The 20,600-nt window shown below is 45.8% G+C and carries 16 protein-coding genes; 10 read left to right on the forward strand and 6 right to left on the reverse strand.

Going from position 1 to position 20,600, the window contains the following annotated elements; genetic code table 11:
- Window positions 1–167 precede the first annotated feature (167 nt).
- The 4 genes from thrS (at window position 168) to rplT (ending at window position 3,339) form a co-directional block, all read left to right on the forward strand.
- Window positions 168–2,096: a threonine--tRNA ligase gene (thrS, locus tag C9I89_RS05665; RefSeq protein ID WP_107282385.1), complete on the forward strand. Its 1,929-nt coding sequence runs from the start codon at window positions 168–170 to the stop codon at window positions 2,094–2,096.
- A 3-nt stretch (window positions 2,097–2,099) separates the two neighbouring features.
- On the forward strand, window positions 2,100–2,651 hold the full coding sequence (gene infC / locus C9I89_RS05670; protein ID WP_107282386.1) for a translation initiation factor IF-3: 552 nt from the start codon (window positions 2,100–2,102) through the stop codon (window positions 2,649–2,651).
- 95 nt (window positions 2,652–2,746) lie between these two features.
- Window positions 2,747–2,941 (forward strand): 50S ribosomal protein L35, encoded by a 195-nt coding sequence (gene rpmI / locus C9I89_RS05675; RefSeq protein ID WP_006232269.1) that lies wholly within the window; start codon window positions 2,747–2,749, stop codon window positions 2,939–2,941.
- A gap of 44 nt (window positions 2,942–2,985) precedes the next feature.
- Window positions 2,986–3,339: a 50S ribosomal protein L20 gene (gene rplT, locus C9I89_RS05680; protein ID WP_005367388.1), complete on the forward strand. Its 354-nt coding sequence runs from the start codon at window positions 2,986–2,988 to the stop codon at window positions 3,337–3,339.
- A gap of 220 nt (window positions 3,340–3,559) precedes the next feature.
- Here the strand turns inward: rplT and C9I89_RS05685 are convergent, their stop codons facing one another.
- The gene (locus C9I89_RS05685; RefSeq protein WP_170107628.1) at window positions 3,560–5,047 is read right to left on the reverse strand and encodes an acyltransferase family protein; all 1,488 of its coding nucleotides are present in this window, start codon (window positions 5,045–5,047) and stop codon (window positions 3,560–3,562) included.
- Between the two features lie 465 nt (window positions 5,048–5,512).
- On the opposite strand from C9I89_RS05685, the gene pheS reads away from it, so the two are divergent.
- From pheS to btuD, 6 genes are all read left to right on the forward strand, one after another.
- Window positions 5,513–6,496, forward strand: coding sequence for a phenylalanine--tRNA ligase subunit alpha (pheS, locus tag C9I89_RS05690; RefSeq protein ID WP_107282717.1), 984 nt, complete (start codon window positions 5,513–5,515; stop codon window positions 6,494–6,496).
- An 18-nt stretch (window positions 6,497–6,514) separates the two neighbouring features.
- Window positions 6,515–8,917 (forward strand): phenylalanine--tRNA ligase subunit beta, encoded by a 2,403-nt coding sequence (pheT, locus tag C9I89_RS05695; RefSeq protein WP_107282388.1) that lies wholly within the window; start codon window positions 6,515–6,517, stop codon window positions 8,915–8,917.
- 511 nt (window positions 8,918–9,428) lie between these two features.
- Window positions 9,429–9,725 carry an integration host factor subunit alpha gene (gene ihfA / locus C9I89_RS05700; protein ID WP_107282389.1) on the forward strand — a complete coding sequence of 99 codons (297 nt, stop codon included), beginning with the start codon at window positions 9,429–9,431 and terminating at the stop codon, window positions 9,723–9,725.
- 279 nt (window positions 9,726–10,004) lie between these two features.
- Window positions 10,005–11,051: a succinylglutamate desuccinylase gene (locus tag C9I89_RS05705; RefSeq protein ID WP_107282390.1), complete on the forward strand. Its 1,047-nt coding sequence runs from the start codon at window positions 10,005–10,007 to the stop codon at window positions 11,049–11,051.
- A 103-nt stretch (window positions 11,052–11,154) separates the two neighbouring features.
- A complete protein-coding gene (gene btuC / locus C9I89_RS05710) occupies window positions 11,155–12,147 on the forward strand; it encodes a vitamin B12 ABC transporter permease BtuC (RefSeq protein WP_107282391.1) in 993 nt (330 codons plus the stop codon).
- A 15-nt stretch (window positions 12,148–12,162) separates the two neighbouring features.
- Entirely contained in the window at window positions 12,163–12,924 is a 762-nt protein-coding gene (btuD, locus tag C9I89_RS05715) for a vitamin B12 ABC transporter ATP-binding protein BtuD (RefSeq protein ID WP_107282392.1), read from the forward strand.
- A 115-nt stretch (window positions 12,925–13,039) separates the two neighbouring features.
- Here the strand turns inward: btuD and C9I89_RS05720 are convergent, their stop codons facing one another.
- From C9I89_RS05720 to C9I89_RS05740, 5 genes are all read right to left on the reverse strand, one after another.
- Window positions 13,040–14,728 carry a methyl-accepting chemotaxis protein gene (locus tag C9I89_RS05720; protein ID WP_107282393.1) on the reverse strand — a complete coding sequence of 563 codons (1,689 nt, stop codon included), beginning with the start codon at window positions 14,726–14,728 and terminating at the stop codon, window positions 13,040–13,042.
- Between the two features lie 317 nt (window positions 14,729–15,045).
- Window positions 15,046–16,704, reverse strand: a complete 1,659-nt coding sequence (locus C9I89_RS05725; protein ID WP_107282394.1) for a putative transporter — start codon at window positions 16,702–16,704, stop codon at window positions 15,046–15,048.
- 481 nt (window positions 16,705–17,185) lie between these two features.
- Window positions 17,186–17,536 carry a hypothetical protein gene (locus C9I89_RS05730; protein ID WP_107282395.1) on the reverse strand — a complete coding sequence of 117 codons (351 nt, stop codon included), beginning with the start codon at window positions 17,534–17,536 and terminating at the stop codon, window positions 17,186–17,188.
- Between the two features lie 118 nt (window positions 17,537–17,654).
- Window positions 17,655–18,344, reverse strand: a complete 690-nt coding sequence (locus C9I89_RS05735; protein ID WP_107282396.1) for a TSCPD domain-containing protein — start codon at window positions 18,342–18,344, stop codon at window positions 17,655–17,657.
- A 15-nt stretch (window positions 18,345–18,359) separates the two neighbouring features.
- Window positions 18,360–20,510, reverse strand: a complete 2,151-nt coding sequence (locus C9I89_RS05740) for an adenosylcobalamin-dependent ribonucleoside-diphosphate reductase (RefSeq protein ID WP_107282397.1) — start codon at window positions 20,508–20,510, stop codon at window positions 18,360–18,362.
- Window positions 20,511–20,600: the final 90 nt, after the last annotated feature.

A 20,600-nucleotide genomic window follows, 5' to 3' on the forward strand; every position in this document is an offset into this window, starting at 1 on the left:
ATTTCATTAGAATGTGTTCCTTCTTGAATACATTCTTGTTTTTTGTACCAAGAACAGTTCCAAAAAGTTCAAATCACTAAAGCACCAACCGTAAGGTGCTGATTTTATTTGTATTTAATTAACTCAAGTGCTACTTGGTATGTGGCACCACTGTGAAGGACATTTTCATGCCTGTAATTACTCTTCCTGACGGTAGTCAACGTCAATTCGATAATGCTGTTTCAACGATGGATGTTGCTGCTGACATCGGCCCCGGTCTTGCGAAAGCTTGTATCGCTGGTCGTGTTAACGGTGAGCGTGTTGACGCCTGCGATCTGATCGAAAATGATGCGAACCTAGAAATCATCACTGCTAAAGACGCAGACGGTCTGGAAATCATCCGTCACTCTTGTGCTCACCTGCTAGGTCACGCAATCAAGCAACTTTATCCTGAAGCTAAAATGGCGATCGGCCCTACGATTGACAATGGCTTCTATTACGATATTGACCTTGAGCAATCTTTAACACAAGAAGACGTTGATGCGATTGAAAAGCGCATGCAAGAGCTTGTGAAGACAAAGTATGCCGTTGTTAAGAAGAAAGTAAGCTGGCAAGAAGCGCGTGATGCATTTGAAGCGCGTGGCGAGACTTACAAGATTGAAATCCTTGACGAGAACGTTTCTCGCGACGATCGTCCAGGCTTATATCACCACGAAGAATACATTGATATGTGTCGTGGCCCTCACGTACCTAACATGGGCTTCTGCCAGAACTTTAAACTTCTGAGCGTTGCTGGTGCTTACTGGCGTGGTAACAGCGACAACAAAATGCTGCAACGTATCTATGGTACGGCTTTCCAAGACAAGAAGTTGCTGAAAGCGCACCTTACTCGCCTGGAAGAAGCAGCAAAGCGTGATCACCGTAAAATCGGTAAGCACCTTGACCTGTTCCACATGCAGCAAGAAGCGCCGGGTATGGTATTCTGGCATCACAACGGTTGGACTATCTTCCGTGAGCTAGAAGTCTTTGTGCGTGAGAAACTGACTGAGTACGATTACCAGGAAGTAAAAGGCCCATTAATGATGGACCGTGTTCTATGGGAACGCTCTGGTCACTGGGACAAATATGCAGAAGCAATGTTCACAACAAGTTCTGAGAACCGTGAATACGCTATCAAGCCAATGAACTGCCCGGGTCACGTTCAGATCTTTAACCAAGGTCTGAAATCATACCGTGATCTACCGTTACGTATGGCTGAGTTCGGCTCCTGCCACCGTAATGAGCCGTCAGGTGCGCTTCACGGTATCATGCGTGTACGTGGTTTTACTCAAGATGATGCGCATATTTTCTGTACAGAAAGTCAAGTGCAACAAGAAGTTACTTCTTGTATCAAAATGGTGTACGATACCTACCAGACATTTGGCTTTAACAACATTGTTGTTAAGCTATCTACACGCCCTGAAAATCGCGTGGGTTCTGATGAAATGTGGGACAAAGCTGAAGCTGACCTAACATTCGCTCTTGAATCTATGGAAATTCCATATGAAATTCAAGAGGGTGAGGGGGCATTCTACGGTCCTAAGATCGAGTTTACACTACATGATTGCCTTGATCGTGCATGGCAGTGTGGTACAGTTCAGCTAGACTTTGCATTACCAGAGCGTTTAGGTGCAACATATGTGGGTGAAGACAACGAACGTCATACCCCAGTAATGATTCACCGTGCTATTCTTGGTTCACTAGAGCGTTTCATCGGTATTCTTATCGAAGATTATGCAGGCTTCTTCCCAACATGGTTGGCGCCTCAACAAGCTGTTGTGATGAATATTACTGACAGTCAGTCAGAATATGCACAAGAAATAGTAAAAAAATTGCAAAAATGTGGAATTAGAGTCAATGCGGACTTGAGAAATGAGAAGATTGGCTTTAAAATCCGCGAACATACTTTGAAGCGAGTGCCTTACATGCTTGTCTGTGGTGACAAAGAAGTCGAAGCAGGCGAAATAGCAGTACGTACTCGCAAGGGTAAAGATTTGGGTAAATTCAAGATTGATGACTTTGTTGCGTTCTTGCAACAAGAGATTAGCAGTCGCAAGCTCAATGTTTTGGAGGACTAAGGTATTAAAGGCGGAAGAAGAACTCAAGCACCAGTTAAACAAAATGCACACCGTTTAAACGGTGAAATTCGCGATGTTAGTGAAGTGCGTTTAACGGGTATAGATGGTGAGTCCATCGGTGTCGTTTCTATTGATGAAGCAATTCGTATTGCTAATGATGCTGGTGTGGATCTTGTCGAAATCAGCCCGAATGCCGAGCCACCAGTTTGTCGAGTGATGGACTATGGTAAGTACCTGTTCGAAAAGAGCAAGGCTGCTAAAGATCAAAAGAAAAAGCAAAAACAAATCCAGATCAAGGAAGTTAAATTCCGACCTGGTACAGACGAAGGCGACTATCAGGTAAAACTACGCAACCTGACTCGCTTTTTAGAAGAGGGCAACAAGGGTAAAGTCACACTACGTTTCCGTGGTCGTGAAATGGCCCATCAGAATCTTGGTATCGATCTTCTAAATCGTATTAAGGCAGAACTAGAAGACCTAGCGGTCTGCGAAAGCTTCCCTAATCGAGTTGAAGGTCGCCAAATGACTATGATGCTTGCTCCAAAGAAGAAGTAATAACGGCATTCAAGTAGCTAAAAGCGCTGCTTCGGCAGCGCTTTTGTTCGCCCTATTACTATGATTATTAACTATCAACAATGCGGAGTCTCATCATGCCTAAGATGAAATCCAACAAAGGCGCTTCTAAGCGTTTCAAAAAAACTGCTGGTGGCTTTAAGTTTAAGCACGCTACTAAGCGTCACATCCTGACTAAACGTACTACTAAGAACAAACGTCAGCTTCGTCCAAATGCAATCCTTCCTAAGTGTGAAGTGGCTGCAGTTGCTCGTATGCTTCCGTTCGCTTAATCGTTTTTAGTTTTATATTTTTATTTATTAGTTAGGAGTCTCCTATGCCTCGCGTAAAACGTGGTGTACAAGCGCGTGCACGTCACAAGAAAGTTCTTAAACAAGCTAAAGGTTATTACGGTGCACGTTCACGTGTTTACCGCGTAGCTTTCCAGGCTGTTACTAAAGCTGGTCAATACGCTTACCGTGACCGCCGTCAGAAGAAACGTACTTTCCGTCAACTTTGGATTGCACGTATCAACGCTGCAGCTCGCCAGAATGGTATGTCTTACAGCCGTCTAATCAACGGTCTTAAGAAAGCATCTATCGAGATCGATCGTAAGATCCTTGCTGACATCGCTGTATTCGACAAAGCTACTTTCACAGTACTTGTTGAAAAAGCGAAAGCTGCACTGTAATACAGTCCAGTTTTAAGTGAAAAGGAGAGCCTCGGCTCTCCTTTTTTCGTTTCTACAACCTCAGTAATTGAGTTTTAAAGCTGCTCAATCCCACCTTTCGCTTATACCAGCATGACCAGTTTATTGTCTGCAATATTGATTTGGGCTACATCGGTGTAGTTAAACACCCCGTGTAAGTGTGTCAGCGCGCTAGTGACCACATCACAAGCGGCTTTAACGATTAGGGGGTAACCTGCTCTCTGGAATTTAGGTTTGGCATATAGAGCCATTTTTGCAGGCCGAGAGTTATACCAACCGAAAAAACAATGAGCAGACTAAATGTAACAAACGGGCCGGATAGTACTAAAATAAACGGATTGGCCCCTTCCTGATAGAGGCTTCTCAGCATCTCTAGTACACCGCTAGCAGAAAGGGCTAACCAATAGCCAGAGACGGCTGCTCCGACAATAATATGTTTGATAGCCAGACTTGATTTTTGGTCGCTGACAGGGGTTAGCCATCGAACAAAACTATAATAGGCAGTGCAACATATACAAACTGCAATAAATACTGTCATTGGGTTCTGGTTGTTAAACAAGTTCTCGCCCTGGCCGTTTGGGGCATATATAAATATCAGCCATAATGCACTTAGTATCATAGCGGATTCTCGGTAGGCGCTAAGGGTTTGCTTGCCAAAGCAACGTCGGAATAAACTGCGGATGGCAAAATAGAAAGTAAAATTGACTGCAAGGGCGAGAGGAACCAGAAGTATTTGTAGGGTAAGATTGTTAGCGACCACGGCTCTTACTTCGGGATCCGAAAAGACACCCATATACCAGAATACGGACATAACCATGCTGTTTAGTACCCCATGGTTCAGGTAGATTTCACCACTGTGCTCCCCGATCTTAGCGAACCACGATGGTTTGTTTACTGTGGGCAGAGTCAGAGCCAGTGCAATGAAGGAGAGCGTGACAGGAAGCGTCATGATGTAATAGTCAGCGATGATCGCGCCGTGCCCCAGGATTAACCATAAGCCTTCTGCCACCGACAAGCCAGAAAAAAGAACTGTTCCCAGCAGATAGACTGGCCACGGAAGTTTCTTGATTAAACTCACCGCATTGACTTTGGCCAGATGGTATCCGAGAGTTACATAGAAAAGACCAAAAAAGAGCGGGTCACGGGAATTGATAAAGAAGGTGTTTGTTTCTGGATTAAAAATCTCAAACGGCAGCAGTGCTTGATAGGACTGGCCGCTTAGTCCGATAAGATGCAGCATGCAGGCGACAATAAACAAGGCAAAGCAGGCATTGAATTTTTTGGCGATAAATTGCAGTAGCACAGCAATCATTAGTGCCGGCATGAACCACATGATTTCAGAGCCGAAAGTACCGTGGTAAAACGCAGCTAAAAATGAATACGGACGCCAGAACTGATAGCCAACACCGACAAGTACAAAATAAATTAGGGTCCAGCTGACATACATCCTGATCAGCTTAGCCAGATAGCGTTTTGTATAAGCACCACTGTCAGTCATGCTTTGGAAATAATAAAGATAGCCGGCAACGACAAAGAAAAAGGGCACGGCAAAACGTGCCAGAATATTTAGGCTAAGATAAATAGCATTGTGCTCAACGCCGCCGTAATAGTTAAAAATTGAGTAATGAATGACAAATATTGCCACAATACCCAGTAATTTCAGGCTATCAAATGCGTAAATCCTTTTCATTTTCTCTCCGATAAATAGGTTCATCTAAGTTGTACAGAAAGGTCGATTTGACATTAATTGAGTTCGTATATCCTGATTTTGATCAAACCGACATCGTGATCATCTGGGCTGGAATAATGATAAATCATGGCAAGGCGTATCTCTGCAGTCTTTGCGGTACAGTTAATGAGGCTGTAGTTGCATATTGATTGTTATCATCAATATATTGCGGTTCATATTCAAGCGTCATATTGACGTTTCATGACATTTCATCACTCCGCGCGAGTGATTACTCGATTGCTATTGTGTTATACCCATAAGAGAAGTTTTGGGCTGGTTCACCATGACGAAGCGGCATTATTTTTGTTCAATTCCCTCTTTTTGTTACGATTCAATTTGGATTTAGACGCGTGTTTCTTTAGTATGTATCGTTACGCGAATTTATATCTCCCGAAAGGACGCCACCTGTGGGTGGATGAGGAAACGATGCAACATCTAGACGAGATTATTGCCAACGCAACGGCAGCTATAGAGCAGGCTGAATCATTGGTCGCTCTGGACGAAGTCCGAGTTCAGTACCTAGGTAAAAAGGGGCACTTAACCCTTCAACTACAACAACTAGGTAAACTACCACCAGAAGAGCGTCGCACTGCGGGTCAAGAGATCAACAAAGCGAAGCAAGCTGTTCAGGCACTGCTCGTTGAGCGCAAAGACGCTCTACAACGTGCTGAGCTAGAAGCGAAGCTTGCAGCAGAAACAATCGACGTTTCTCTTCCGGGTCGTCGTATTGAGAACGGTGGTCTACACCCTGTTACCCGTACGATAGAACGTATTGAAAGTTTCTTTGGTGAGCTTGGTTTTACTACTGAAGCTGGCCCTGAAATCGAAGATGCTTTCCACAATTTCGATGCATTGAACATTGCTGAAGATCATCCAGCACGTACGGATCACGATACCTTCTTCTTTAACCCGGATTTGATGCTTCGCACGCATACCTCTGGTGTTCAGATCCGTACTTTGGAAGAAAGCCAGCCGCCACTACGCTTTATTGCTCCAGGGCGTGTTTACCGTAATGACTACGACCAAACACACACACCAATGTTCCACCAGGTGGAAGGTATGCTAGTTGACGAAAATGTTAACTTTGCACAGCTTAAAGGCATTCTGCACGACTTTCTGTGTAACTTCTTTGAAGAAGAAGTGGAAGTCCGCTTCCGTCCATCTTACTTCCCATTCACAGAGCCTTCTGCGGAAGTTGATGTTAAAGGTAAGAATGGTAAATGGCTTGAAGTACTAGGTTGCGGTATGGTTCACCCGAACGTCCTTCGCAGCGTAGGTATCGACCCTGAGAAATACTCTGGTTTCGCATTTGGTATGGGCGTTGAACGTCTGACTATGCTGCGTTACGGCGTAAACGATCTACGTGCGTTCTTCGAGAACGACCTTCGTTTCCTAAAACAGTTCAAGTAATCCAGAGGTTTAATCACAATGAAATTCAGCGAATCATGGCTTCGTGAGTGGGTTAACCCTGCGGTTACCACTGATGAACTAACTCATCAAATTACAATGGCTGGCCTAGAGGTAGACGATGTACTACCTGTGGCGGGTTCATTTACTGGCGTTAAAGTCGGTCAAGTTGTGGAATGTGGTCAGCACCCAGACGCAGACAAACTGCGCGTAACCAAAGTTGATGTTGGTGCCGAAGAGCTACTAGACATCGTTTGTGGTGCGTCTAACTGCCGTCAAGGTATCAAAGTGGCTGTAGCAACTGTTGGTGCTGTACTGCCTGGCGATTTCAAAATTAAGAAAGCAAAACTACGTGGTCAGCCTTCTCATGGTATGCTTTGTTCTTTCACAGAGCTTGGTATTGATGTTGAGTCTGACGGCATCATGGAACTAGCAGAAGACGCAGTACTGGGTACTGACTTCCGTGACTTCCTGGGGCTGGACGACGTAACTGTTGACGTTGACTTAACGGCGAACCGTGCTGACTGTTTTAGTATTCGCGGTCTTGCGCGTGAAGTCGGTGTACTTAACCGTGCTGACGTGACAGAGCCAACTGTTGAAGTGGTTGCTGCTTCAATTGAAGACACTGTATCTATCGAAGTTAAAGAGTCTGATGCATGTCCACGTTATCTTGGCCGTGTGGTTAAAAATGTAAACGTTAAAGCTGAAACACCATTATGGATGCAAGAAAAACTGCGTCGTTGTGGTATCCGCTCTATCGATCCTATCGTTGATATCACTAACTACGTGATGCTCGAAATGGGCCAGCCAATGCACGCGTTCGACCTTAACAAGATTAAAGGTGGAATTGTGGTCCGTATGGCTGAGCAAGATGAGATGATCACACTGCTTGACGGAACAGAATCTAAACTGAACAGCGATACCTTGGTTGTTGCTGACCACGGTAAGGCTCTGGCTATTGCCGGTATCTTCGGCGGTGAGTTCTCTGGTGTTCACGCCGATACAAAAGACGTATTGCTTGAGTGTGCATTCTTTGCACCTGATGCAATCCGTGGCCGTGCACGTAGCTATGGTCTGCATACGGATTCATCATTACGTTTCGAGCGTGGTGTTGATTCAACATTACAAGTAGAAGCAATGGAGCGTGCAACGCAGCTTCTAGTTGAAATCTGTGGTGGTGAAGTAGCGCCTGTTGTCAGCGTTGAGTCTGAAGCTGACCTGCCTAAGCCAAACACAGTAGCACTACGCCGTACGAAGCTTGATAATCTATTAGGTCACCACATCGCTGATGCTGATGTGGTTGAAATCCTAGAGCGTCTTGGCTTAACTGTTGAAGCAACAGCTGAAGGCTGGAACGCAACGGCACCAACATGGCGTTTTGATATTGCTATCGAGCAAGACTTGATTGAAGAAGTTGGTCGTATATACGGTTACAACAACATTCCAAATCAGTCGCCTGTTGCTGCGCTAAGCATGAACGACCATAAAGAAGCGAACCTGCCGCTTAAGCGCGTACGTGATCTTCTTGTTGACCGTGGCTACCACGAAGCAATTACTTATAGCTTCGTTGAGCCAGAGCAGCAAAAACTGATTGTGCCAGGTGTTGAGCCGCTAATTCTACCATTCCCAATTTCTGCAGACATGTCAGCAATGCGTCTTGGTCTTATCCAAGGCCTATTGAACACTGTTGTCCATAACCAGAAGCGCCAGCAGCCACGTGTTCGATTGTTCGAATATGGTCTACGTTTCATTCCATGTGAATCTGCTGAAAACGGCATGCGTCAAGAGCCAATGCTGGCGGGCGTTATTGCGGGTTCTCGCAGCGAAGAACACTGGGACATCGAAACTAACACGGTTGATTTCTTTGATCTGAAAGGTGATCTGGAAGCCGTTCTTGACCTGACGGCTAACGATGTCGTATTCGGTTTCAAAGCCGCTAAGCACCCAGCTCTGCACCCGGGCCAGACCGCAGCAATTGTTGTTGACGCTGGTTTGGAAACAGAGAAAGAAGTTGGCTTTATTGGTACAGTTCACCCTGAACTTGAGCGCAAGTTTGGTCTTAACGGCCGTACTGTCGTATTCGAAATTGAGTGGGATGCGATCAATACGCGCGTATTGCCTGAAGCGGCTGCAGTTTCTAAATTCCCGGCCAACCGTCGCGATATTGCGGTAGTAGTTAGTGAAGACGTTTCTGCGGGTGATGTTGTTGTTGCTTGTCGTGAAAACGGCGGTGAATTACTAACAGGTGTTAATCTGTTCGATGTTTACCGTGGTAAAGGTGTGGAAGAAGGCAATAAGAGCCTTGCTATTGCACTGACATTACAATCAGCCGAGCGCACGCTTGAAGAAGCTGATATTGCTGGTGCCGTTGACAGTATTGTTGCCGTTCTTGCTGAACGTTTTGGTGCAAGCCTGCGCGACTAGCTTCACACTAGAGTAAATACTTGATTTTTAACTAAGTAACAAATCAAACATTGTCTATTTAAGTCTTTGTTTTGAGAAAGCAGCCTGAAATGGCTGCTTTTTTTTGATCTAAATCTAAAAAATTCTAACATTCTGATTGTTAGTGATATTTTCCAAATTATGTGATTACTTTGGAGCATTGTTCTGTATCTGGCTGTTTTATCAGGGTTTATTTTTTGTTTAATTCAATTGTAAGCTCAACCAGATGCATGGAAATGGGGGCTGACTCACCCTCTAAATCAATAATTTGACATGAACTTGACTTAAAAAAGTTGGCGGAAATCAGCAAGTTGGCTTAAACTTGTCTCTAGTTGAGGTCGAACGGGTATTCCCCGAACTTAACTGCATATCAATTTGATGACATGCAGGTTTCGGTCCAGCCAAACTAATTCGCAGTGATACACTAACTTGTACTAATACATATTCGAGTTGTGTGCACTATCCATTCAGCATAGTCTTGAGGGAGTTATCTATGGCGCTCACAAAAGCCGATTTGGCTGAGGACCTGTTTGAGAATGTTGGATTAAGCAAACGGGACGCCAAGGATACGGTGGAAGTCTTCTTTGAAGAAATCAGGAAGGCTCTTGAAAATGGCGAGCAGGTAAAGTTGTCAGGTTTTGGTAACTTCGATCTGCGCGACAAAAACGAGAGGCCGGGACGTAACCCGAAAACGGGTGAAGATATTCCAATTTCTGCCCGCCGTGTTGTTACTTTCCGCCCTGGTCAGAAACTTAAAGCTCGCGTAGAAAGTATAGATATCGAAAAGTAAGAGCCTTAAGTTAACGCTTAAAACACACAGTAAAGACCCTGGCGAAACGTGTAGATTCGCCAGGGTCTTCTTTTTTAAACTCTTTCCCACAGCCCACAGCCCACAGCCCACAGCCCACAGCCCACAGCCCACAGCCCACAGCCAATTTCATAAATTGCGATATACCGCAGAAATGCAAGCGTTACATAAATGTAACCAGCTTGTATAGTGAAGAGGGTTGGAGCAAACAGTTATCTCGATCGATATAATAATATGATCGGCATGACATGGAGGTTGTAAATGACATTGCTACAGTTGGTGAAAGAGGGAGATTTCTTAGCGGCAACACTGGATCTTTCCCTAGCTTTTGAAGCCAGTGAATGGACGCTGGATTCAGGTGTGCGCTGTTATCTGTCTCATCGAGGTGTGCTGCACATAACCCCCGCAGAGTTGAATGATTCCGTTAAAGATCTCGTGATTTCTTGTGGCGTCCATGGTGATGAAACCGGGCCGATAGAGCTCGTTCAGCAGCTGGCAGAACAAATACTGCATGGGAGAATTGAACCCAAGCACCGGCTATTATTGATCATTGCGCATCCTGCGGCAATCAACGCCCATACACGTTTTATCGTCGAGAATATGAACCGTCTTTTCGCTGCACGAAATGATGACTCTAATGTTGATCGCGTTATGGCTAATCAGTTACAAGATGCAGTTGATCATTTCTTCGAGCAAACTTCTGCCAGTTATCCTAATCGTTGGCATTTGGATTTACATTGTGCGATCAGAGATTCTGTCCATTATACGTTTGCTGTCAGCCCTTATAGTGAGAATAAAACCCGTAACCAGGCTTTGTTTGCCTTCTTAGAGCAAGCTGAAATTGAGGCGATCTTATTGTCTAATTCCGCTTCCCCGACATTCAGCTGGTATAGCGCCGAAAAATTTGCGGCGCAGGCACTGACGGTGGAATTAGGTCAGGTTGCCGCCTTAGGTGAAAATGACTTAACACAACTCAAACCTTTTGCTGAGGCCATGAAAAAGCTGGTCTGTGAATCAGAGCTCCACAGCCAATGGAGGGCGGGAACACCATGCGTTTACCGTGTTACCCGGACATTAGTGAAGCAAACACCGGCTTTTGCCTTTAATTTTCCAGCGCAGCAGGCCAATTTCTCATTTTTTGAGCATGGCAAACTATTGGCACAGGATGAAGGCGTGGAATATTTTTCCTTAGAAGGGGGAGAAGCCATTGTTTTCCCTAATGCTAATGTCGCAACGGGGCAGCGAGCCTGTTTACTGGTTCAACAGACGGAAGTCGTTGTAGGCGATCAGGTTACCGTTAAAATCTAATTTGCGTTCCAGTTGCTGAAAAGAAAACCATTCTTGCTGGCCTTCTTTCCATTTAATCATTGAGAAGGTATTGTTAGCGCACTATTGTCTGTTGCGATCTCTAATGCTATTAAACGACCTTATTTTACGTCAGCAAGCGAAATGGAAATTCAGTTTTTGGATTGTTTCGGCCTTATTGTTGGCAACTTGCCTGTTTTCACTTGCTATCGGTGAACTATGGATCCTGCCATGGTCACCAGATGGTGCCCTCGAACAACAATTGTTGCTTCAGTTACGTTTCCCCAGATTGATTGCAGCATTAGCGATTGGTGCTTCTCTTGCTGCTTCTGGCGCAGTATTGCAAGTGTTACTGGGTAACCCTCTGGCAGAACCCGGGGTGCTTGGTATATCCGGTGGCGCTAGCCTGGCATTGGTGATTCTGCTGTTTGCCCTGCCTTTTGCCCCAACCCCGATGTTAACTATGCTAGCTGCGATGGGCGGTGCCTTATTGTTTACTCTGGTGTTAGTGGGCTTATCCCGTCGGCGGAAGGTCTCAACTGCACGCCTATTGCTTATAGGTGTCGCATTAGGGATATTATCGGGTTCTGTCGTGACATGGGCGTTTTACTTCAGCGATGATCTGAACTTGCGCCAGCTTATGTACTGGCTGATGGGGAGTGTCGGCGGTGTAAGCTGGTCTCAGCTGTCGGTATTACTGTTAGTGGTACCTGTTTTATGCTGGCTCTCTATTCAAGGTAAGAAACTGGATTTATTGATGCTGGGCGAAACCCAAGCCAGGCAGTTAGGACTGGACGTTGCCTCGTTGCGCTGGCGATTTATTCTTATTGTGTCGTTGTTGGTAGGGGCTTCTGTCGCGTTGGGAGGAGTGATTGGATTTGTTGGTCTGGTCGTGCCTCACCTGCTGCGTCTAAGCCTTGGTACCGAAAACCGCTACTTGTTACCCTTATCGGCACTGTGTGGCGCTTTGTTACTTGCCGTAGCCGATACGTTATCCCGAATTGTGTTACCTTCAGCAGAGCTACCTGTTGGTGTGCTTACCACCACCATTGGTGCTCCGGTATTTGTCTGGATGTTGCTTCGTTCTCAATTTGATTAAGACTCGGTAAATACCATGATATTAGATGTACAAAACCTGGCGATGCCACCGCGGTTACTTCCGGTTTCGTTTTCGATTGAACAGGGTGAGATCGTTCACTTCATCGGCCCTAATGGAAGCGGTAAGAGTACGGCGATTTCAATGCTTTCCGGCTTATATGAGGGGCAGGGAAATATTGATTTTTTGGGCCAGCCTTTATCCGATTATGACTTGCCGTCACTAGCCCGGCTACGGTGTTACTTAGCGCAACAAGATCGCCCGGTGTTCTCTGTTGGTGTACATCACTATCTGGCACTCTCACTGTCGGCATTACATAAGCCCGATGGGTTGAAAGTGCAACAGGCGCTGGACGAAATATGCCATGCACTGAATATCAGTGATAAATTGAACCGGAATATTCAGCAGCTCTCTGGTGGTGAATGGCAACGTGTTCGTCTTGCCGCCGCCTGTCTGCAAGTGTGGCCAAGTATTAACCCTGAAGCGCATCTGTTGCTATTGGATGAACCGGCTGCAGCACTTGATATCGGTCAGGAAGCTGCAATGTATAAATTAGTGCGGCGCATGGCTGAGCAGGGGGTTGCGGTAGTCATGGCAAATCACGATCTCAATCGAACCTTACGTGAAGCAGATAAAGTATTGCTGCTCAACAACGGGTCATGCGTTGCCAAAGGGCAACCGAAAGATGTCATGACGGTTGAACAGCTTGAAACAACTTTTGCGACCAAGGTACAGCGCATTGAATATGATGGCCGTAGCTGCCTGCTGTTTAATGACTAACCGTTGATATTAGTTGTCGGCTCTGACGTTACTTAAATAAAATCCGATACGAAAACGGCAACTCTTGAGTTGCCGTTTTTTTGTTTACAGGAAGTGAGCTTGGTATTGCTTAGTACTAGCTAGTCTTAAACTGACCGACTAATTGTTTCAGTTCGCTTCCTGCGTGGTTAAGCTCATTGACGACTTGCTCTGAGGTACTGCTAGAGTGGATGAGTTCAGAGACAATATCTTGAATGGCAACCATGTTGCGGTTGATTTCATCGGTGACAGAGCTTTGCTCTGTAGCTGCCGTTGCAATATGGCTGGTCATATCGTTAATAGCTTCAACCGCGCCAGTCACAGAAGACAAGCTATCAGTGATGGAGTTTGCCGCATTAACCGCCTCATGGCAGGTTGACTGGCTGTGGTCCATTGACGATACCGCTTGACCAACCAGGCGATGTAACTCATCCAGCATTTCTTTAATTTCTTTGGTGCTTGATTGCGTGCGGCTTGCAAGCCCGCGAACTTCATCTGCCACAACCGCAAATCCCCGGCCTTGCTCACCGGCACGTGCGGCCTCAATGGCTGCGTTCAGAGCCAGCAGGTTAGTCTGCTCAGCAATTTCACCAATGACTTTGAGTACATTATCAATTTTTTGCGATTGCTGGTGGAGGGAATGAATATGCTGCCCGGCCTGATCCACTTCCTCGACCAGTGCGGTGATAGAGACCACAGAAGTATCTACACGCTGTTGAGCAACCAGAGAATCCTGACTGGCATTACTGGTGGCGTTTGATACTTCGTTAGCATTCATCGCCACTTCACTGGCAGCAGAACTCATTTCCGTTACCGCAGTAACAACTTGTTCGGTTTCATTATTATGAACCTGCAGCTGGCGAGTCAGACTAATGGTTTGATCATTAATGTTTTTCGCGGCCCCGGTAACCTGTTCAGTAACATCAGCAACCTGACTGATGATGCTTTGTAACTTACCGGCAAAGCGGTTAAAAGCATGACCTAGCTGGGCAATTTCATCGTCACCTTTAACCTCTAAACGACGGGTCAGATCCCCTTCGCCGTCGGCAATATCATTCAGTGTATCGACCATGTTTTGAACTGAGTGTGTCATCCGGTTGGCGATGAATAGAATCGCAATAATGGAGAACACAACAATAACAATTGAACTTAGCAATACAAATTTTAGTCGTTCTTGCATTGCTTCTGTTGATAGCTGCTGGTACTGCGCAACTTCATTATCAATATCATCAATATAAATACCTGTGCCAATATACCAGTCGGTGTTCTTAACAGAAGCGGAGTAGCTTAGTTTTGGCTGCGGGGTCGGATTGCCGTTTTTCGGATGAACATAGTTGACAAACCCTCCACCTTGTTGAGCAGCCTGGTATAGCTCATCAAGAATTTTGACTCCGTTCGGATCTGTCATCCCCCGATGGTTTTTATCCTGCTTATCCGGACTTCCGGCATGAACAATGTTGTTGCCATTCTTGTCATAGATAAAAATGTAGCCAGTATTGTTAATTGCAAATCTCAGCGGAATCAGCAGCTTCCGAATCTGTTTAATTGCTTGCATTTTATCACTATTGGCAGCGAGAATGTTCTCAACAGCATGTTTGTTGATGTTAACTGCATCTTTCAGTTGGTTCTGACGCTCGCTGATCGATCGTTCTTTAAAGTGAACGACCTCTTCTTCTAACGCTTTGTTTTCTAATGTGCTTATGATACCAATAGCGACACTCATAATAATAAAAAGTGGAACTAAGCTGAGTAATAATAATTTACTCTTTAATTTGAGTTTATGCATAACAACACATACCTATCTATAGTATTTATAATAATGGCGCGGGCTAGCTACAGTTATTGTATCGGCGAGGAAAGTCATAGCTTTAGGTTTATTTGTTAATGCCTTGTGGCCATCAAGTTGTATTTAAATCAATGTGTTGGCGGTTATATAAAGTTCCTGCTCTAATAAATAATATTTTATTTAAGAATATAGGCGCTGTTATTAATATAAATATTAAGAGTCATGGTGCATATTGGTGACTATTGTGCGTATTATTAAAAACCACGGCCTTTTTGGCCGTGGTTTTTTATTTCGGTGCTTTTCTGGCTGCTAATGGATTACATTGTCCAGAGCAGGAGGGCGAGGATCTGAGGCGAAAGTATCCGCAGACACATCACAAGGGGATATACTGTCGCGTATGACAGGGCTGAGGCACCACTGGTTGCATGCAAGCCGTTAGCAAAGGCAAGTGCCGGTGGATCGGTCATAGAGCCGGCCAGCATGCCGCATATTGTCAGGTAGTTCAGTTGCCCGACGATTCGGGCAATAAAGCCAACCGTCAGCAGCGGCACTAAAGTAATGACAATGCCGTAACCCATCCAGCTTAGGCCATCGCCATTGACCAGGGTATCGATAAAGCCGCCACCGGATTTCAGACCAACAACAGCCAGGAACAGTACGATACCAATTTCGCGCAGGGCAAGGTTGGCACTCGGCGGCATAAACCAGTACATTTTTCCGATACTGCCAATACGTGCCAGAACCAGAGCAACCAGTAACGGCCCGCCAGCCAGGCCGAGCTTTATTGCGGCGGGAAAGCCGGGAAGGTAGAACGGAATAGATCCCAGTAACACCCCTAGACCGATGCCTACGAATACCGGGAGCATCTGGACCTGCTGCAGTTTTTGATGGGCGTTGCCGACAATGCCACTGACGGCTTCAATCGCCTCATGACGACCGACCAGGTTCAGGATATCGCCAAACTGCAACGTCGACTGGCTGGTTGGTACCAACTCAACCCCGGCACGGTTAAGGCGTGAAACCACTACATCATATTTTTCTTTCAGATCGAGATCGCGGATCTTTTTACCGAGCACAATTTCATTGGTGACCACCAGGCGCTGAACCCGTAATTCCGTTCCTCGTGTGGAAAGTGAAGTATCGACTTCTTCACCAATCACCAGACGGGCTTTTTCGAGGGCATTTTTGTCGCCGACAAGGTGAAGCAGATCATTGGTTTCGATTCGGGTATCTGGGCGGGGAACATGCAGAGTATCACCCCGCTTTAAGCGAGAACAAACGATGTCACCTTCAGTCAATGCGGGTACAGCCTGTAGCTGCAACCCATTGAGGTTAGGGTTACGAATGGCAACGTTCAGAGTATGTAGGCTTTCTTTCTTATGGCCGTTGTGGATTTCAAACTCATCAGCTTCTTTATCCACGTTGACCTTAAAGACCAAACGCAGGATCCACATTGTCAGCAGAATACCGCAGATTCCGAAAGGATAAGCTACCGCATAACCCATACCCGTAAGTTCGAGCATACCGTCCTGGGCACCTAATTCCGTTAAGATCTGCTGGCCAGCACCCAATGACGGTGTGTTGGTCACGGCACCAGAGAAGACCCCTAAGATAACAGGAAGCGGGACATCAAAGATCTTATGCAGGCCGATGGCAACCACACAGCCTAATAAAACGATCAAGGCAGCAAAGCCGTTGAGTTTAAGGCCGGAGCTTCGCAGCGAAGCAAAGAACCCCGGGCCGACCTGGATCCCGATCGTATACACAAACAGGATCAGGCCGAACTCCTGAATGAAGTGCAAGGTGTGTGAATCGAGAGCGATGCCCCATGCGTCGGTAAAGTGACCGACGAAAATGCCACCAAACAGCACCCCGCCTATCCCTAATCCGACCCCACAGATGCGCCAGTTCCCAATCCATAAGCCCAGCACCGCAACCAGCGCTAATATGCTGATAGATAGTGCAATATCACTCATGGTGTGTCTCCGTAGTTTTCGTAAATGAAATCACTTTGATACATAAAAGCAGAGATCTGCCGAAAATTCGGTGAAAGATCTGCGTCAGGGGTAGGCTTTGGTACTCAGTAAGGACTGATTTCGCTCTCAGGCGAAAGGAGTGAATAGGGAGTTAATGTCTACAGCTGGTGATGGATCATTTAGTCACGATATCCAACCGAAAAATCATTAGATTATTCAATTGGATATCAGTAGGCAGTAATGCTCTGCTATTGTCTTTGGTTTATATTAATAGCGCATTATTATTAATGTTTTAAGCGGGCTTCCCTATAAATGTGCGGTTGCCCACGATAAAGATGGGCAGGGATAAGTGCTTGTTAAATGGTGAAATGATTTGTAGTGCAATATGTTTTAAAATTGTTAATGCTGGGGTCTGTTAATGATAGAAATGCCAGTGCTTCGACTGGCATTGTGGTGGTGGGGCTTTGGGCATAAAGGCCAATTACTGACGTTTGGGTTGCTGGTAAGTACGGCCAGCTGCCTGGTAGGTGTCTTTATGCTTTATTTCGAACATGGCGTAGAAGAACCAAGCAACGAACTTCAGCATCTCATCACCATCGTTCATTACCCATTCAACATATTCCTGTTCTTCACCTTGTTCATTCTCTTGGGTGAAAACGTGGTAGATACGTTTTTCGCCTTCGATTTCCGCAAGCTGGAATTGACCAGTTAACGATGCCGCGGCTTCGACGACTTCAGGCTCTTCTGTGGCTTTAAGTGCTTCAAGTACTTGTGGAAGACTTTCTTTCTGACATAGCGCTTTAACTAATATTTCAAATTCGTCTTGTTGCATGATTTTTTAACTCAATTGTTTTAATGCCAGTATTGTATCTGATTATTTTGAATGACTTGGCATAAAAATAAAAAAACTGCCAGAAGGCAGCTTTTAGAGTACCGAACGCTAAGAAGGCTTAGCCGCACTTAGATTCGCCGCAGTTCAGACAAGTCTGACAATTGTCTTTAATAATGACTGCTTTGTTATGGCACTTGTAGCAAAGCGTGGCACTGGGTGGAAAACTGCCTGCGTTTGCTTCGTCAGCGTCAGCGTTTTTGCCTTCCAGTTCAGCTTTTTTAGCGTCTAGAAATGCCTTCTGATGCTCGTCGACCTCTGGTTCACCCAGCATACCGATTTTAGTCAGGTGCTGTTCGATGATGTTACCGATTTCTGCGATAAGCGAAGGAACATATTTCCCTTTATTCCAGTAGCCGCCACGTGGATCAAACACCGATCGTAGCTCTTCAACCAGGAAGGTACAGTCGCCGCCTTTACGGAATACCGCTGACATAATGCGGGTGAGTGCAACAATCCACTGATAGTGCTCTAAGCTCTTAGAGTTAATGAACACTTCAAATGGTCGGCGTACCTCGTGCTCTGTGCCTTCGTTTAGTACTACATCGTTAATGGTGATAAACAATGAATGCTCAGAAATATGCTCGGGCGTTTTAAGCTTGTAAGTCGTGCCAAGCAGTATATCAGGCCGGGGCATGTCTTCATGCATGTACTCAACCTTCTCTTCTGGTTGTGCAGCCTGCTGTGGTAGTTCTTGTTCCTGGCTTTTAACTTGGAAGCCAATGATTTTGCTGTTAATTTTTTTGACCATGATTCTATGACCTACTTAATACTTGCCGTAGTAGCCTTCTTTGAGGGCATCGTAAAGGTTTGCCGCAGTGTGAGTTTCACCGTCGTATTCGATTTCTTCGTTACCTTTAACTTCCAGTGTTGATCCGTCTTCTAAGTTGAAAACGTAGGTGGTATTTTCCAGATCGCTCTTTTTGACCAGTACGCCCTGGAACACTTCCGGATTAAAGCGGAAAGTTGTGCAGCCTTTCAGGCCTTTATCGTAGGCATCCATATAGATGTCTTTGAAGTCTTCAAACGGGAAGTCGGTTGGTATGTTCGCCGTTTTTGAAATTGAAGAGTCAATCCAACGCTGGGCAGCCGCCTGAACATCTACGTGCTGGCTCGGCGTAACATCATCAGCAGTGATAAAGTACTTCGGTAGTTGTGTTTCTGCTTCAGTGCTGTATGGCATAGCTTTGTTGTTGATCAGCTCACGGTAAGCCAGCAATTCAAAGCTATACACATCAACATTTTCTTTGGTTTTCTTGCCGGTTACGATCACATTACGGCTGTAGTGGTGGGCGAAGCTCGGCTCAATACCGTTACTCGCATTGTTTGCCAGTGACAATGAAATCGTACCGGTTGGTGCAATAGAGCTGTGATGGGTAAAACGTGCGCCTGTTTTTGCTAACTGTTCAATCAGCGCCGGTTCGATTTCGGCAATCTGCTGCATGTAACGGCTATATTTAGCGTGCAGCACTTTACCTTTCACTTTATCGCCAAGCTTAATGCCATCTTTTGCCATTTCAGGACGCAGGCGCAGCATTTTTTCCGTGATTTCGAATTCTTCATCCATCACGGGAGCAGAGCCTTTTTCTTTTGCCAGGCTAAGTGCTTCTTTCCAGCCTGTGATGGCTAATTCCTGAGCGACTTGCTCTGTAAAAGCAACCGATGTTGCGCTGCCGTATTTATGGGTCAGCATAGTGATAGCAGACCCTAACCCTAAGAAGCCCATTCCGTGACGGCGCTTGTGGATGATTTCGTGGCGTTGTTTTTCAAGTGGCAGCTGGTTGATTTCAACAACGTTATCTAGCATACGAGTGAAAATAGCGACAACGCGACGGAAGCCATCCCAGTCAAATGCGGCTTTATCTGTAAAGGGATCACGTACAAATTTAGTCAGATTGATGGAGCCAAGCAGACAGGCGCCGTAGGGTGGCAGCGGTTGTTCACCACACGGGTTCGTGGCGCGGATCTCTTCACAGAACCAATTGTTGTTCATCTGGTTAACTTTATCGATCAGAATAAAGCCAGGCTCAGCGTAATCATAGGTTGACGTCATAATGACGTTCCATAAGTTGCGAGCAGGTATGGTGCGGTGAACCTTGCATGCAACCCGGCCTTCGTGACCTTCAATCAGATTATCTTTTACAGGCCAGTCAGCCCAGACGATCGCCGGATCGTTTTTAAGATCCAAGTTATCCTGTTTCGCTTCTTTTGCGGTGACAGGGAAGATCAACTTCCACTCTTCGTCATTTTTGACTGCCTGGATAAATTCTTCTGAAATTAGCAGTGAGAGGTTGAACTGGCGCAGCCGACCGTCTTCGCGTTTGGCGCGAATGAATTCGATGATGTCTGGGTGACGAATATCCATCGTACCCATTTGAGCGCCACGGCGTCCACCGGCAGAAGAAACGGTAAAGCACATCTTGTCATAGATATCCATGAAAGAGAGCGGGCCAGAGGTGTAGGCACCCGCACCTGATACAAAAGCACCACGAGGGCGAAGGGTCGTGAAATCGTAACCGATACCACAACCTGCTTTCAGGGTAAGGCCCGCTTCGTGGACTTTGCCTAAAATGTCGTCCATCGAATCTTCGATGGTTCCGGAAACCGTACAGTTGATCGTTGACGTCGCAGGTTTGTGTTCGAATGCGCCTGCGTTAGACGTGATACGGCCCGCAGGGATTGCGCCATTACGCAATGCCCATAAAAATTCTTTGTACCAGTGTTCTCTGACTTTATCTTTTTCTAAATCGGCTAACGCGCGAGCAACGCGTTTGAAGGTATCATCAAGCGTTTTATCAATAGCTTTTCCATGCTTTGATTTCAGACGATACTTGCTATCCCAAATCTCCATCGAGGTCGATTGGTACGCAATATCGATTGTTTTAGATACTTCAGAAGCCGTTGGGTTTTTCGCCATTATGAATGCACCTTAATGTTTGTTGTAATTCATGCATGATTGACACAGAACGGTAAGCAATCCAGAGCTCAGTTCTGTTTCCTGTACCCC

This window comes from Photobacterium lipolyticum (genome assembly GCF_003026475.1).
GTDB lineage: Bacteria > Pseudomonadota > Gammaproteobacteria > Enterobacterales > Vibrionaceae > Photobacterium > Photobacterium lipolyticum.

Coding starts and splice junctions, on each gene's coding strand:
- C9I89_RS05740 (WP_107282397.1), bottom strand. CDS start 20,510: ATGGCGAAAAACCCAACGGCTTCTGAAGTATCTAAAACAATCGATATT.
- C9I89_RS05735 (WP_107282396.1), bottom strand. CDS start 18,344: ATGGTCAAAAAAATTAACAGCAAAATCATTGGCTTCCAAGTTAAAAGC.
- rpmI (WP_006232269.1), top strand. CDS start 2,747: ATGCCTAAGATGAAATCCAACAAAGGCGCTTCTAAGCGTTTCAAAAAA.
- C9I89_RS05685 (WP_170107628.1), bottom strand. CDS start 5,047: ATGAAAAGGATTTACGCATTTGATAGCCTGAAATTACTGGGTATTGTG.
- ihfA (WP_107282389.1), top strand. CDS start 9,429: ATGGCGCTCACAAAAGCCGATTTGGCTGAGGACCTGTTTGAGAATGTT.
- pheT (WP_107282388.1), top strand. CDS start 6,515: ATGAAATTCAGCGAATCATGGCTTCGTGAGTGGGTTAACCCTGCGGTT.
- C9I89_RS05720 (WP_107282393.1), bottom strand. CDS start 14,728: ATGCATAAACTCAAATTAAAGAGTAAATTATTATTACTCAGCTTAGTT.
- C9I89_RS05725 (WP_107282394.1), bottom strand. CDS start 16,704: ATGAGTGATATTGCACTATCTATCAGCATATTAGCGCTGGTTGCGGTG.
- btuC (WP_107282391.1), top strand. CDS start 11,155: ATGCTATTAAACGACCTTATTTTACGTCAGCAAGCGAAATGGAAATTC.
- C9I89_RS05705 (WP_107282390.1), top strand. CDS start 10,005: ATGACATTGCTACAGTTGGTGAAAGAGGGAGATTTCTTAGCGGCAACA.
- pheS (WP_107282717.1), top strand. CDS start 5,513: ATGCAACATCTAGACGAGATTATTGCCAACGCAACGGCAGCTATAGAG.
- rplT (WP_005367388.1), top strand. CDS start 2,986: ATGCCTCGCGTAAAACGTGGTGTACAAGCGCGTGCACGTCACAAGAAA.
- btuD (WP_107282392.1), top strand. CDS start 12,163: ATGATATTAGATGTACAAAACCTGGCGATGCCACCGCGGTTACTTCCG.
- C9I89_RS05730 (WP_107282395.1), bottom strand. CDS start 17,536: ATGCAACAAGACGAATTTGAAATATTAGTTAAAGCGCTATGTCAGAAA.
- thrS (WP_107282385.1), top strand. CDS start 168: ATGCCTGTAATTACTCTTCCTGACGGTAGTCAACGTCAATTCGATAAT.